Annotated in this window: 7 protein-coding genes; 1 reads left to right on the top strand and 6 read right to left on the bottom strand. The window is 71.5% G+C overall.

Annotation, left to right across the window (positions count from 1 at the left end; genetic code table 11):
• Positions 1-186: 186 nt before the first annotated feature.
• The 4 genes from ABGB05_RS06390 to ABGB05_RS06375 all read right to left on the bottom strand — a co-directional run bounded on the left by ABGB05_RS06390 (position 187) and on the right by ABGB05_RS06375 (position 9256).
• Positions 187-3003, bottom strand: coding sequence for a BTAD domain-containing putative transcriptional regulator (locus ABGB05_RS06390; protein ID WP_347652221.1), 2817 nt, complete (start codon positions 3001-3003; stop codon positions 187-189).
• A 69-nt stretch (positions 3004-3072) separates the two neighbouring features.
• Positions 3073-6006, bottom strand: coding sequence for a BTAD domain-containing putative transcriptional regulator (locus tag ABGB05_RS06385; protein WP_347652220.1), 2934 nt, complete (start codon positions 6004-6006; stop codon positions 3073-3075).
• A gap of 501 nt (positions 6007-6507) precedes the next feature.
• A complete protein-coding gene (locus ABGB05_RS06380; protein WP_347652219.1) occupies positions 6508-8202 on the bottom strand; it encodes an insulinase family protein in 1695 nt (564 codons plus the stop codon).
• A gap of 52 nt (positions 8203-8254) precedes the next feature.
• Positions 8255-9256, bottom strand: a complete 1002-nt coding sequence (locus tag ABGB05_RS06375) for a hypothetical protein (RefSeq protein ID WP_347652218.1) — start codon at positions 9254-9256, stop codon at positions 8255-8257.
• Positions 9257-9499: 243 nt separating this feature from the next.
• On the opposite strand from ABGB05_RS06375, the gene ABGB05_RS06370 reads away from it, so the two are divergent.
• The gene (locus ABGB05_RS06370) at positions 9500-10813 is read left to right on the top strand and encodes a hypothetical protein (protein ID WP_347652217.1); all 1314 of its coding nucleotides are present in this window, start codon (positions 9500-9502) and stop codon (positions 10811-10813) included.
• A 133-nt stretch (positions 10814-10946) separates the two neighbouring features.
• Here ABGB05_RS06370 and ABGB05_RS06365 read toward each other — a convergent pair whose 3' ends face one another.
• Positions 10947-11765, bottom strand: coding sequence for a PHB depolymerase family esterase (locus ABGB05_RS06365; RefSeq protein ID WP_347652216.1), 819 nt, complete (start codon positions 11763-11765; stop codon positions 10947-10949).
• A gap of 146 nt (positions 11766-11911) precedes the next feature.
• Entirely contained in the window at positions 11912-13969 is a 2058-nt protein-coding gene (locus ABGB05_RS06360) for a beta-galactosidase (protein WP_347652215.1), read from the bottom strand.
• Positions 13970-14099: the final 130 nt, after the last annotated feature.

Here is a 14099-nt window from a genome sequence, read left to right as displayed (position 1 = left end):
GATCCTCCAGGTAGAGCTGGTCTTGCAGCGAATGATCAAACCGTACGGCGGGGTGCGTACATCCCAGGCACAACCGGCGTACAGGCCAACCACCCACCCGCGGTCATCCGGTCTGTCCGACGACCACGACCAGCCGTGCTCCGCCGCCCGCCCGCCGACGGCTGGCCCGACCCGCTGACCAGGGGATCAACCCGTGTGGTCAAGACGATGCCGGGCCTCCTCGGCCGCCGGATCGCCCAGCTCGTCGAAGATCTGCGCCGCTCGTCGCCAGGCGGCCGCCGCCCCGGGGAGGTCGGCCAACGCCTCCCGCGTGTCGCCGAGCCGGAGGAGGGTTTCCGCCTCGTGGTATCGGTCCGCGGAGTCGCGGAAGAGCTGGATCGCCTCTTCGTAGCAGCCCAGTGCCCGACCGTGTTCGCCGAGGCGGTGGTACGCGAAGCCGAGACTGTCCAAGGTCGCGGCCTGACCGTTACGGTCACCGCTGCGTTGCTGGCGGGCGAGTGCCTCCGTGCAGCTCGCGATGGCCTGGGCGTAGTCGCCCGTGCTGGCGTGCAACCAGCCGATCGCGTTCAGCGTCCGTGCCTCCCCGGCGCCGTTGCCAACCAGCCGGTAGAGCCGCAGCGCCTCGCGGCCGTGTGCGAGTGCCTCGTCCAGCCGGCCGCCCAGGTAACAGAGCTCGCAGTAGTTGTGCAGGGTCTGCGCCTGACCGGTCGGATCGCCGAGGCGCTCGTGTAGTTCGAGCGCGCGCTTCAGCCGATCCTCGGCGGTGTCGTGCTGACCGAGCCGGGTGAACGCGCGGGCCAGCAGCCGGTTGGTCGCGGCCTGCCCGGCGATGTCGTCGATCTTTTCGGCGGCCGCGAGCGCGGCCTGCTGGGCGGCGAGTTGTTCCTGCCAGAGCCCGCGCGGCGCGAGGAACGTGTTCAGCGTCCAGGCGAGCTGCCAGGCGTACGCCTCGAATCCTGTCTCGGCGGCCTGGACGACCAGGCGGAGCAGCACGTGCTGCTCCGCCGTGAACCAGCCGAGTGCGGTGTCGTGGTCGGTCGCGGGCCGGCCCGCGTACGTCGGCAGCGGCGGCACCGGGTCGATGGGCGCCCACTGCGGCTGGAGCAGCAGGGCGGCCGGATAGGCGTTGTGCAGGTAGTGGTCGTACAACCGGTGCCTCGTCGCCACCTGTTCCTCGGCGTGCTCCGACGACCCGGCGAGTTCGGCGGCGTAGCCTCGCAGGAGATCGTGGAAGGCGTACCGGCCCGGTACGTGTTCGGTCAGCAGGTGGAGCCGGGTCAGCTCACGCAGCGCCGGTACGACGGCCGGTACGGGGACTCCGGCGAGTGCCGCGGCGGTGTCGGCCGTCAGATCGGGTCCGGGGTGCAGCCCCAGCAGTCTGAACAGTCGTGCCGAGTCCGGACTCAGGGCCAGGTATGACCAGGAGAAGACGCGCCGGGCGTCTCCGTTCGCCAGGACGTCCAGTCTCGCCTCGGCCGCCTGCAGCTCGGCGGCGAAGGCGTCGAGTGGGAACGAGGGGTGCGTCGCGATGCGGGCCGCCGCCATCGACAGGGCGAGTGGAAGTCGGCCGGTTGCGGCGATGATGCCGGCAGCCGCGGCTGGCTCGGCGCCGAGTCGGTTGGCGCCGAGTCGGCTGGCCAGCAGGCTCATCGACTCCTCGGGAGTGAGGACGTCCAGCGTCAGGGGGACGGCACATTCCGCGGCGACCAGACCGCTGAGCTGATCGCGGCTGGTGACCACGACCACACACCTGCCGGCGCCGGGCAGCAGCGGACGTACCTGGGCGGAGTCGCGTGCGTTGTCGAGCACCACGAGCATCCGGCGGGAGGCCAGCAGGCTGCGGTAGAGCCCGGTCCGCGCCTCCGTGCTGGCCGGGATCCGGCCGTGGGGCACACCCAGCGCCTCGAGGAAGCCGAGCAGCGCATCGGCCGGGGACACCACGTCGGCCTCGTCGTACCCGCGAAGGTTCGCGTAGAGCTGGCCGTCGGGGAAGTGTCCGGCCACCCGATGCGCCCAGTGCAGGGTCAGTGCGGTCTTACCGACCCCGGCCATGCCGGACACCGCGGAGACGGCCACCGTCGTCGGTCTCTGCCCCTCTCTGCCGAGGAGCGTGTCAAGGCTGGCCAGCTCGGCGCCGCGGCCCACGAATCCGGACACCGCGAGAGGGAGCTGCTCGGGGCGTCCACCGAGCGGCTCCGGCGGTGCGACGTCGGGCGCCGGACCGCCCGAGCCGGTGGCCGCCTGCACCGCCAGGCTCGGGCGGTGGTGCAGGATGTCGTCGTGCAACCGGGTCAGCTGCGGTGCCGGGTCCAGACCGGTCTGCTCGGCGAGCACCTGCCGCGCCTGCCGGAACGCGTCGAGCGCGGCGGCCACATCGCCGATGCGGTACAGACCGAGCATCAGCTGGGCCCACGCCCGTTGCCGCAGCGGATGCCGGTCGAGCAGGGCCCGTAGCCGCTGGACCACCTCGGCCGACGAGCCGAGCGCCAACATCGCCTCGGCCAGGTCCTCCTCGGCGACCATCCGCCGTTCCTCCAACTGCCGGACCCGCCGGGACAGCAGTGGGTGCGACGGTAGATCGGACAGCGCCGCTCCACGCCACATGGCGACGGCGGTGGCGAGCTCGCTCTCGGCCCGGACCGCGTCTCCGGCGGCGAGAGCGTCTCTGCCGCGGGCCGCAGCCGCGTCGAACCGGTCCACATCCCGCTCGTCGGGCCCCACCCGGAGCCGGTAGCCACCGGCTGCGGCGGAGATCCCCTCCCACGACCCGCCGCCACCGAGCGACCGCCGTAACCCTCGCACGTACGTGCGTAGGTTGGCCGCCGCCGACGGGGGTGACTCGTCGGCCCACAGCACCGCGGCCAGCTCGTCCGTGCCGACGACTTCATTCGGCCGCATCAGCAGGGCCGCCAGCAGCAGACGCTGCTTCACCGAGCCCAGCGGAACCGGTCGGCCCTCGCGGCAGACCACCAGCGGACCGAGAAGGTCGAAGCGGATGAGCACCCGTCCATTTGTACCGGAAAGGCACTGCGTCCGGCACCGGCAACAGGTTGGCAGACCCGGGGCGACCGGTCAGGTGGGGCGCACCGTCAGCTCCGTCGCCCCGGACAGCCTCGCGCGGAGCTTGTCGGTGTCCGGGTGGCCGGTGAGCTCGAAGATCTCCAACGCCTGTCGCCAGACGTCGTGGGCGTCCGCGGACCTTCCGTCACTCTGGTAGGCGTCGCCCAGCCGGAACAGTGTCTCGGCTTCGTAGAAGCGGCTGTCGGCCCGGCGGGACAGTCGCAACGCCTGCTCGTAGCAGTGGGTTGCTCGTGCCGCGTCGCCCAGGTGGTGGTGGATGAATCCGAGGCTGTCCCAGGTGTTCGCCTCGCCGAGGATGATGCGTAGTTCCTGGTAGAGCTCAAGTGCCTGCTCGCACAGGGGAAGGGCACGGGTGTGGTCGCCGAGTAGGGCATGGCACCAGCCTGCGGCGTTGAGGGCACGGGCCGTACCCGCCCGGTGCGTCTCGGCCACGAACCGGTCGAGCGCACTGTGGGCGTGCTCCAGCGCAGCGGATATCTGGCCGCTGCGCTCGAGAGTGTGGCTGAGCGCGAGGTGTGCGTACGCCAGGGCGGTGCTGTTCCCGACCGTGCGGTAGATGTGGAGCGCCTCCCGGAGATGGACTTCCGCGGTGTCGAATCTGCCGAGCTTGCTGTGGGCGCGGCCCAGACCCAGGTGCGCCGCGGCCTGACCGCTGAGATCACCCAAGGTTCGCGCGGTGCTCAGGGCGGACTCCCGGATGCTGACCCAGTCCTGGATCCGCCCGGACATGTGCAGGTAGGAGTCGAGGGCTGCGGTCAACGGCGCGACGAACTCCGGCATGCCCAGCTCGGCGGCGCGCAGGCTCGCCGCGAGCAGGGCCTGATGTTCGGTCGTGAACCACGCGACGGCCCGTTCGTGGTCGGGACTCGCAACGGTGGTGACTCCGGGGGCCGGCGGTTCCAGACGATGGTCGAGCTGTGGTGCGATCTGGCGGTCCGCGAGGCGGGACGAGTGGAGGTAGTGGTCGAACAACCGACGCAGCGCGGCCCTGCGCTCCGCTTCGGTCTCCGTCTCCATGACGAGTTCCGCCGCGTACGCGCGCATGAGATCGTGCAGGGTGTAGCGGCCGGGACGGTGCTCGTCAATCAGATTCGCGCTGGTCAGTTCGGCCAGGGCACGTCGTGCCTCGACCGCCGGCAGGCCGATCAGACTGGCCGCCGCCGCAACGCCGACCTCGACGCCGACGTGCAGGCCCAGCAGCCGGAACAGTCGTGCGACCGACCCCTGTTGCGCATGGTACGACCAGGAGAGGACCGCTCTGAGATCTCTGATCCCGTCGCCGCCGGGGACCATGTTCAGGACTGCCCGGGAGTCGTGCAGTTCCGCCGCCAGTCGGGCAAGGGAGGTCCGTGGCGTGGCGGCGGCCCGGGCCGCGACGATCGCGAGGGCCAGCGGCAGCCTGCCGCACCTGTCGATCACCTCGTCAACCGCGTCCGGCTCGGGGTCCGTACGTTCGGTTCCCAGCCGGCGTTCCAGGAGTTCCCGTGCCTCGGGGCGGGAGGGCACGGTCATCGGTAGCGGGTGTGCGCCCTCGACCGCGACCAGCCCCGAGAGTTGGTTGCGGCTCGTGACCACGACGACGCCACCTGAGGTGCCCGGCAACAGTGGCCGGACCTGCTCCGCACTGCCCGCGTTGTCGAGCACGATCAGCACCCGCCGGTTGGCGAGCAGGCTGCGGTAGAGGCCCACCTTTGCTTCGAGGCTGACCGGGATACGTGCGGGTGGGACGCCGAACGCGTCGAGGAAGCCGTGGATCACCTCGTTCGCGCTCATCGCCGTCCGGCTCGGATCGTACGCGCGAAGATTGATGTACAGCTGCCCGTCGACGAAGCGGTGTGCGACCGTTTGTGCCCAGTGCAACGCCAACGCGGTCTTGCCGACCCCGCCCGGGCCCGTGATCACGGAAATGACCACCCCTGCCTGCCCCGGGCCGTCCGCCAGTTCGGACAGCCGGCGCAGCTGCGCGGCGCGTCCGGCAAACGTCGCGGTCTCCGGCGGAAGCTGCCGGGGGACGACAGGGCCGGGCCGGTTGCCCCGACCGGCTTCCGACGTCGTCGTCAGGGAGGCTCCGGCGTACCGAACCGCCAACCCCGGTACACCCTCCCCACCGGCCGGAGCGGACGGCCCCGGCGTCGGCAGTCCGTCGGCGGCAGGGGCCCGCCGCGGAAGCGGAACGTCACCACGTCGCAGGATCTCGGCGTGGATCCGGCTGAGTCGCGGCGCCGGATCCATGCCGGTCTCCGCGGCCAGCACCCGCCGGGCCTGCTGGAACGCTTCGATCGAGCCCGCCACGTCGCCGGTGTGGTACAGGGCCAGCATCAACTGGCCCCAGGCCCGCTGCCGGAGTGGATGCCGGTCCAGTAGCGCCCGCAGACGGGGCAGTGCCGCGTGGAGGGCACCGGTGGCCAGCAGCGCGTCGGCGTAGTCCTCCTCGGCGAGCGCCCGCCGTTCCTCGAGCTGGCCGGCCAGGTGCACCAGCGGCGTCGGCAGTGGCAGGTCGGCCAGCAGTGCCCCACGCCAGATGCCGACGGCAGTCCCGAGTTCGGCGACCGCGTTCGTGGGGTCGTTGGCGGCGAGCGCACGTCGACCGCGCGACGCCGCCGCGTCGAAGCGGTCCAGGTCCCGCTCGCCGGGCTCGACCCGCAGGAGGTATCCGCCCGGGGCGGCGGGCAGCCGCGACGGATCGCCGTCGTCGTTCAGACGCCGACGCAGGCCCAGTACATAGGTGCGCAGATTCGCGGCAGCCGACGCCGGTGGTGCGTCGGCCCAGAGGGTGGCGCGGAGTTCGTCGACGCCGACGACCTCGTTCGGGCGAAGCAGCAGGGCGGCGAGGAGCAGGCGTTGCTTGACCGAACCCAACGCGACGGCGTGACCGTCGTCGCGTGTCACCACCAGCGGGCCCAGGAGGTCGTAGCGAAGATTCACGAAAGGCCTTCGAGGTCCGGCTGTACCTGGACCGTACGGGCTATACCGTACACCGAAGACGGCCGCCCGTTCAGACCCGCAACGGTGACCAGACGTACGGCCCTGACCTGCGCACCGGCCGACGTATGCCCCGTGGGAGCGGTCGGGTTCGGTCGTTCCTTTCCCAGTCGTGCCCGGACGGGGGCACAGTGTCCCGGGTTCCGAGCGTTGGGGGACCCGTGTCCGTGGGCCTGAAGGCAACGATGCCCGTCACCTTCTGCGTCGCCGCGCTGGTGACGACGACCGGGGAGGTGCTGACCGAGTTGCTGGGAGGTTGTTCCGTGCCGGCGATCGCCGTGCACACGGGCCGCCCGTACGCGCGTGACGGATTGGCCGATCCGGGTCGGCTGCTGACCCGGGCCGAGCAGGAGACGAGCATCGTCGGCGCCGATCTGGTCGGGCCTGACCACGCCCGCTCCGGCCCGGATTACCGCCTGGTGGTAGCCGGACGTCCGCGCCCGGCTACCAGTGACCGGAGCCGAGTCGCCGGATACCGACCAGGATGACACGGACCAGCCCGATGGTCACGAGCACCAACATCAGCAGCAGCAGGTTTTCGGCCAGTTCACCGTCCTCCGGCGTCCACGCGTTGGCCATGCTGATGAAACCCCAACCCAGCACCGCCGTGAGCGGGGCCAGGATCATGAACTCACGCTTCCGGGCGGGAGTCGACGACGCCTCGGGTCGGGGAGTCTCGTCCGGGGACCGCCGGGGCCGGGGAATCTGGTCCGGGTCCCGTTTCGGCAGCGGGACGACCAGGGTGTCCGGCACATTGCTGGTCAGGTCGGCCAGTGCGGCGTCGTCGATCCGGTGCAGGGTGGGCTCGACCGCGACCGTGATGCCGTCCCGGCCGATGAAGACGCTTCCGCCGTCGGGCCAGCACAGCCGGGCTGCGCAGTCCGTGAAGCGGACAGTGGCGATCTTTCCGGTCTCGCTGATGGTCGAAACCCCGTCCGGACCGACAACAAGGGTCGATTCGGTGTCGTCGCGGGAGCGGTACCGCTTTCCGGCGACCGCCGAGAGGGAAGCGCTCGGCGCGGCGGTGAACCCGGTGCCGTACGCCGACACACCGTACGGAACCAGTAGCAACGCGCTGGCGTGGGCCGCCTCGGCGACAGCGAGGACGTCCGCGACGGTCACCGCCCTCAGCTGCTCGGCCAACTGCCCCGTGGTGAACAGTGGCTGCCCGGTGAGCAGGTCCACGGCGACACCCGGCAGCCGACCCGTCTCGAAGTCGGGATGGGCGAGCGCCTCCAGGGCCTTGGCCCGGACCGATTCGAGCTCCGCCTCGTCGATCGCGGCGGTGGCGAGCTGCTTGACCGTGTCGACGAAGCCGGTGAGGGCGGCACGCTTCTTTTCCGGCAGCGCGTCGACGTAGGCGGTGAGCACCGCCATTCCGTCCGCCCGGGGTGAGTAGTCGGTCACGGCCGCGTAGCTGACCCCGGCCTCGAGCCGCAGGTTCCGGTAGAGGGCGCGCTCCAGGACGGCGGCGAAGAGGCGGCTGGCCACGTTCTGGTTCACCACCGAGTCCATCACCACTCCGTCGGCGGGGACCTGGAAGTAGGCAGGCGTGGTCTCGAGCGCCGAGCTGGGCGCCGGGCCGGGGCGCCGGGTCCCGGCCGGGAGGGACAACCGCAGTGCCGGCGGCACCGCCGCACCGGTGACCCAGAGCACCGCGTTGTCCCGGGTGAAGTGCGCGGCGACCCAGTCTCGGAGGTCGTCGGCGGTGAGCCGGTGCAGTCCGAACTCGGGGTAACTGACCTGGCCGTATCCCTGGGCGCCGTAACGCCACAGTGGCAGGTCTGCGTTCACCCCTCGGGCGCGCCCGGCCGCCTCGGTCCGCAGGATCTCCTTCTCCACCTCCAGCCGTTCCAGCGGCAGGTCGGCGAGGGAGGAGCAGAGGGTGTGAAAAAAGGTTGCCACCTCCGCGTCCGTACCGGTGGTGTAGAAGTGGGTGATCGCGTCCGTCACGTCCGCGTTGGCGTGGTGTTCCAGCAGCCCGTGCCGGTGCAGCGCCAGATGTTCCACCAGGTGGGTGACCCCGGCCAGCGGAAGTGACTCGTCCGCCCGGCCCACCCGGAACATCAGCCCGGCGCGTAGCGGCCCGGTGGCCTCGACGAAGAGTCCGGGGACCCCGTCGACCTCAAACTGGATCATTGTTTGCCTCCGTGGCGAACAGCGGAACCGAACTGGGTCAGCCGGTCTGCGGTCAGGACGCCGCGACCACGGCCCGCTTGCGGGCCCGCAGGAAACCCTCGCGGGCGCCGGAATCCTCGTAGTACCAGGGGTAGTCGCTCACGTAGGGGCCGATCGCCGCGAAGTGCGTCGCCGCCTCCCGGTGACGGTCGGCCATCGTCAGCGCCCGGGCCAGCACCGAACGGGTTTTCATCGCGAGTGCGTGCGTCGGCGCACCGCCGCCGAGCCAGCGCTCGGTGGCGATGTTGATGTCCTCGCGGACCTGGTCGCTCCTCCAGAGCCGGACGGCGGCCGCCATGCCCTTCGCCCGCGACTCTCCCCGTCCCCGCTCCCAGAGGTCGACCTCGAAGTGCGCCTGGAGCGGGAGTACCGCGACTGGCGAACCGGGTGGCGCCGATTCGGCGGCGGCGCGGCAGAACTCGTACATCCGCTCGTGACTGCCGGCCCACTTCCGACACGTACGCTGGAACCTCGCCTCGTGTCCCAGATAGTTGTGCGGGTCCCTGGCCACCAACTCGCTCCACCGGTGGTCGAACACCGGCCAGGGCTCCTCGCGGCCGATCGACAGCCAGAGGTACCAGATCCAGGGCGACGGGTCGTCGAAGGCGAGCTCCGTCGCCCGGTCCAGCAGTCCCTCCGCCCGGTTGAGGATCTGGGCGAAGGTGCGGAAGGCCCGGTCGGACGTCTGGCTCGCCCAGCCACCACCTCGGGCGTTCCATGCCCGGGCGATCTCCGTGCGGGCCCGGACCACCGCCAGGGCGGCGTTGGTCGGTTCCGCTGTCGACCACGCGTCGAGCCATTTCGGGTGGCCGGCGGCGAACTCGCCGAGCACGTTCACCCGGTGTGCGCGGCGCTCCCAGTCGCCGTACGCGGCGGCGAGGACGTCACGCGCCGGCTGCCAGTCGCCCCACCTCGCGGCATCCCGGGCCGCGGCCAGCTCACCGTCGTCCAGCGCCGGGTCGAACGAGGGTACGGGGCCGAACCGCGAGTGATTCGCGGCCTTGAAGAACTGCATCCGGGCACCTTCGAGGGTTCGTGACGAGAACAGGTTGGTGCCGAGCAGGGCCTGCTCGGTCTCCGCACAACACCACGTCGTCCGAGGCTCGGGCAGCGGACCGACCGGGGCAGGATCATATGGGAGATCGGCTCCCGGCTACCAGCCCTATTCACCGCCCGGGCGCGTCCAGCCACTCGCCAGTCGCCGTTCAGTCCGGATTGGCACCGTGGGCGGACAGCTGCCCTGCCGATGGAGGGGAACATGACAGGAACAGGCAGAACACGCGACGAGTTGCCGCTGCCGGGGGGCGTACCGGCGGTCATCTCGACGGCCGGGCCGGCCGCGGCCGCCGCTGCGGGGATCGGGATCGACCGTGCCGGGCTGGGACCGGTGAGGTCCCGCCGTCGGCGGTGGTTGGCCGGGGTGCTGGCCTCGGCGTTCGTGCTGGTCGGGATGTTGGGACAGGCGGTACCGGCACAGGCCGACATGTCGGGGGAGCCCGTTCCGAGCCTGCCCGGCCGGCCGATCGAGGCAGTGCCGGGCGTGTCCGGGCGCACGCCGGATGCCGCTGTGCGGACCGCCGATGGCCGCCGGAAGGCGTCCTTGCCGCCGGGCATGGGGATGACGTTGGGCAAAGCGAAAGCCGGCCCGGCGCCCCGGATGGTCGAGGGTTCGGACGATCCGAACAATCCACCGACCTGCGTGCCGTACATCACCGGTCAGGTGACCCGGAACGGTACCGCTCTGGCCAGGGTCGACTACCTGGCCGAGATCGTGTGCAACTTCTACCTCGCGGGCGCCGGCCAGGCGTACCTGATCGAGCGGACGGGCGGCTCCCGCTACAACGGTGCCGTCGTCGCCGCGGCCGCCCCCTTCTACTTCTCCTCCTACCACTACGGCTACAGCATCGGGGCGGTCCTCATCGACGGCCGCATCTACGACGGCGGGCGGCAGTTGGAGATCGGGTTCGACCTGGCGTTGCAAACCCTGGACGGGACACCGTGGGGCGGCTGCTTCGCGCTTCCCGCCCCGCAGCGGTACCTGTCCCCGTGCTACGGCCTGGGCACCTCGTACCTGTCGGTCTCGATCGGGTCGGGGGTGTTCAACACCGGCCTGCCGGCGTACAACCCGGCGGCGGCGATCCGGGACATTCCCGCCATCGACCTGCTCACCTTCCACGTCGGCGGGCAGTCCGATCCGGCGTCGACAGCCCGCCAGAACATCGTGGACACCGCGGCCGGGCTGCCCGCCCAGACCAGCGACTTCAGCCACGTGGGCCGGACCAGTGTGAACCTCGACCTCGACATGTTGCGAGGCATTCTCAGCCTGCACCTGCAGAACGGTTTCAACTTCCGGGTGACCGCGATCGCCGGAAGCAGGCACGGTGCCACATCCCGGCACTACGTCGGAAAGGCGTTCGATGTCGACACCGTCAACGGCGCCCCGGTGAACACGAGCAACCCGTTCAACCAGGCGTTCAAGGACGCCTGCCGGGCGTACGGGGCGACGGAGGTGCTGGGGCCGGGGGACGACGCCGACCATGCCACGCACATCCACTGCGCGTGGCCGCGGTAGTGGACCGGACCTCCGGACGGGGCCACCGACCGCTGGTGATCCGAGCTGTCCTGGCCCTGCTCCTCGACGGACCCGTCCCGCCGGAGAGCGTGCGCCGGCCAGCGACGCCCACCTCCGTGATGCCGCCGGGACCTCAGACCACGCGTGGATGGGCGTCGAAGAAGGTCCAGATCGATTCCGTGGCGGTCAGCGCCGTCGAGGGCGGATCCAGGCCGAGCAGGCGTTCCGCGATCGGCTGGGTCGCGCCCGGCCACTGGTGTCCGGCGCCGGCGACGGTGATCAGGTCGACGTCGCGCCCGTCGGGGCAGCGGGCCAGCGAGCTGGTGACGACTCCCGTGGTACGGACCTCCGGGGTGGGACACCGGGCGAGTTCCCGCCACCTGTCGATCTGGTCGGACACCGGGCCGCCGTTGATCCTGACGGGTAACGGCCCGGCTCCGCGGTTGTCCAGCACCCCCGGGCGACCGTCGTACGGGATCACCCCGTCGGCCGTGCCGTGGATGTGGAGCAGGGAGATCGGCGCCGGTGTCGGGCAGGGCCCGAGGAGCGTACCGGCCACCACCCCGATCGCGGCGAAGGTGGTGGTGTCGCAGGCCAACCGGTAGGCGAGCATCCCGCCGTTGGATATCCCGGTCGCGTAGATCCGGTCCGGGTCGACCGGCAGCCTGGCGGAGACGGTGGCCACCGTCTCGGCGATGAACGCGACGTCGTCGACCCCGTCCCGGGCCGGCGATCCGCAGCAGTCCGGGCTGACCGCCCAGGACCGGTTGAGCCCGTCCGGGTACGCGACCACGAAGCCGTGGCGGTCCGCCATGGCGTTCCACCCGTACGTCGTTTCCGCCTGGCGGCCGCTGCCCAGGGCGCCGTGCAACATCACCACCAGCGGTACCGGCGTCGACAGCGACAGCCTGGCCGGCCGGTACAGCCGGAAGGTGCGGCTCCGTCCGTGCACCGTGACGCGGTGGACGGACGACCCCGGGGCGACGGCCGGGTTCTCGGGTGCGGACGCGGTCGCCGCCGGCCTGGTCGGGGCGGCGCTGGCGGGGGGGGGGGGGGGGGCCGCCTTCCCGGGGGCCGCCGCTCTGGTGGCCGCCCCCGTCAGGTGCGCAGCACCCGTACCTCCCCGGCCGGCAGGCGCAGCAGACCGTCGTACCCGGTGTTGTCGACCAGGTCGGTGCCGGTCACCGGCAGCTCGACGTCCTCGTCGGTGTGGTTGACGGCAACCAGGAACCGGCTGCCGTCGGCGCCCTCGCGGCGGACGACCTCCACCCCGTCCGGCACCCCGTCCGGGCCGACGATGCCGGCGTCCCGGTACGCCGCCCGCAGCACCGGTGCCAGGTTGGCCGCGTCGAGCCGGGTGGAGACGTACCAGGCGGAGCCGGCGCCGAGCACGTGCCGGGTGACCGCCGGTCGGCCGGCAGCCGGACCGTCCAGGTAGGAGAGCACCGGCTCGGCCCCCTGCGGTACGACCGCCTCGGTCCAGACGTCCCCGACCAGCTCACCGCCCACCTCAGGGGAGCCGAGGCGTACCGTCTCACCGGCCCGCAGCGGCAGGAACTCCTCGACCGTCAGCCCCAGCAGCTCCCGCAGCGCGCCCGGGAACCCGCCCGGGTGCACCGCGTCGTTGCCGTCCACGATTCCGGAGAAGTACGAGACCAGCACCGTCCCGCCGGCGGCGACGTACCGGCGGAGGTTCTCCGCGGCGGCCGGCGTGGTCAGGTACAGGTTCGGTACGACGACCAGCCGGTAGTCGTCGAGCGCCCCCTCCGGGTGGGCGAAGTCGACGGTGACGTTGTCCCGCCACAGCCGCTCGTAGTACGCCGCCATCCGTTCCCGGTGGTCGAGGTCGACCGACGGACGCCAGTCGAGTTCCAGCGCCCACCAGGACTCCCAGTCCCAGAGCACCGCGACGTCGGCCAGGACCTGGGTGCCGCGCAGCGCCGCCAGCCGGGGCAGCTCGGCGCCGAGCGCCACCACCTCCCGCCAGACCCGGGTGTGGGTGCCGCCGTGCGGCAGCATCGCCGAGTGGAACTTCTCCGCGCCGAACCGGGCCGCCCGCCACTGGAAGAAGAGCACCGACTCGGCGCCCCGGGCCAGGTGCGCCAGGCTGTTGCGGCGCAGCTCGCCGGGGCGTTTGGCGAGGTTGCGCGGCTGCCAGTTGACCGCCGAGGTGGAGTGTTCCATCAGCAGCCAGGGCCGGCGGCCGGCGACCGCCCGGGTCAGGTCGGCGCACATCGCCAGCTCGATGTGGTTGTCCGGCTCCTCGGCCCGCAGGTAGTGGTCGTTGGAGACCACGTCGACCTCGGCCGCCCAGCGCCAGTAGTCCATCCACTTGCAGTTGGCGAGCATGAAGTTGGTGGTCACCGGGATGCCGGGCGCCAACTCGTGCAGGATGTCCCGCTCGCGGCGGAAGTTGGCCAGGTGCGCGTCGGAGGAGAAGCGCAGGAAGTCGAGCTGCTGCGTCGGGTTGACCGCGGTCGGGGCGGTCATCGGCGGTTCGATCTCGGCCCAGTCGCCGTACCGCTGGCCCCAGAAGGTGGTGCCCCAGGCATCGTTGAGCCGGTCCAGGTCGTCGGCGTACCGCTGGCGTAGCCAGTCGCGGAACGCCGCCGCCGAGGTGGTGCAGTAGCAGGCCGCGTTGACGCCGCCGTACTCGTTGTGCGAGTGCCACAGCACCAGCGCCGGGTGGTCGGCGTAGCGGCGGGCGAGTTGTTCGGTGATCCGGGCGCTCGCCTCGGCGTACGCCGGTGAGCTGGGGCAGAACGACTGCCGTGCGCCGCCGCCGAGCACCGTGCCGTCCGCGCCGACCAGCCGGGCCTGGGGATACCGCCGACGGAACCAGGCCGGTGGTACGGCGGTCGGGGTGGCCAGGTCGACCGCGATCCCGCCGGCGTGCAGCAGGTCGAGCAGCCGGTCGAGCCAGCCGAACTCGAAGTGTCCTTCGGCCGGTTCCAGCAGCGCCCAGGAGAAGATCCCGACGCTGACCAGGTTGACCCCGGCGGCCCGCATCAGTTCGACGTCCTCGGCCCAGACGTGCTCCGGCCACTGCTCCGGGTTGTAGTCGCCGCCGTACGCCAGGCGGTCCAGCCGGGGCAGCGGCCCGACGGGGGCCGGAACAGCTCCGGTGGCGGCCACCAGATGCGGGGTCTGACTCATACGGGATCTCCGAACTGTGCGCGCTCCCAACGGTAGAGCGCATGATGTCACACGGATCTACAAGCCAACCAAGCCCTGATGACTCTCTTGACACGAGAGATCGTGAGCCGAACACTGTGAGCGCTCACAG

It is taken from the genome of Plantactinospora sp. B5E13 (assembly GCF_039871775.1).
GTDB lineage: Bacteria > Actinomycetota > Actinomycetes > Mycobacteriales > Micromonosporaceae > Plantactinospora.
The sequence above is the reverse complement of the archived record's forward strand: the minus strand, read 5'-3'. Positions and strand labels throughout refer to the sequence as shown.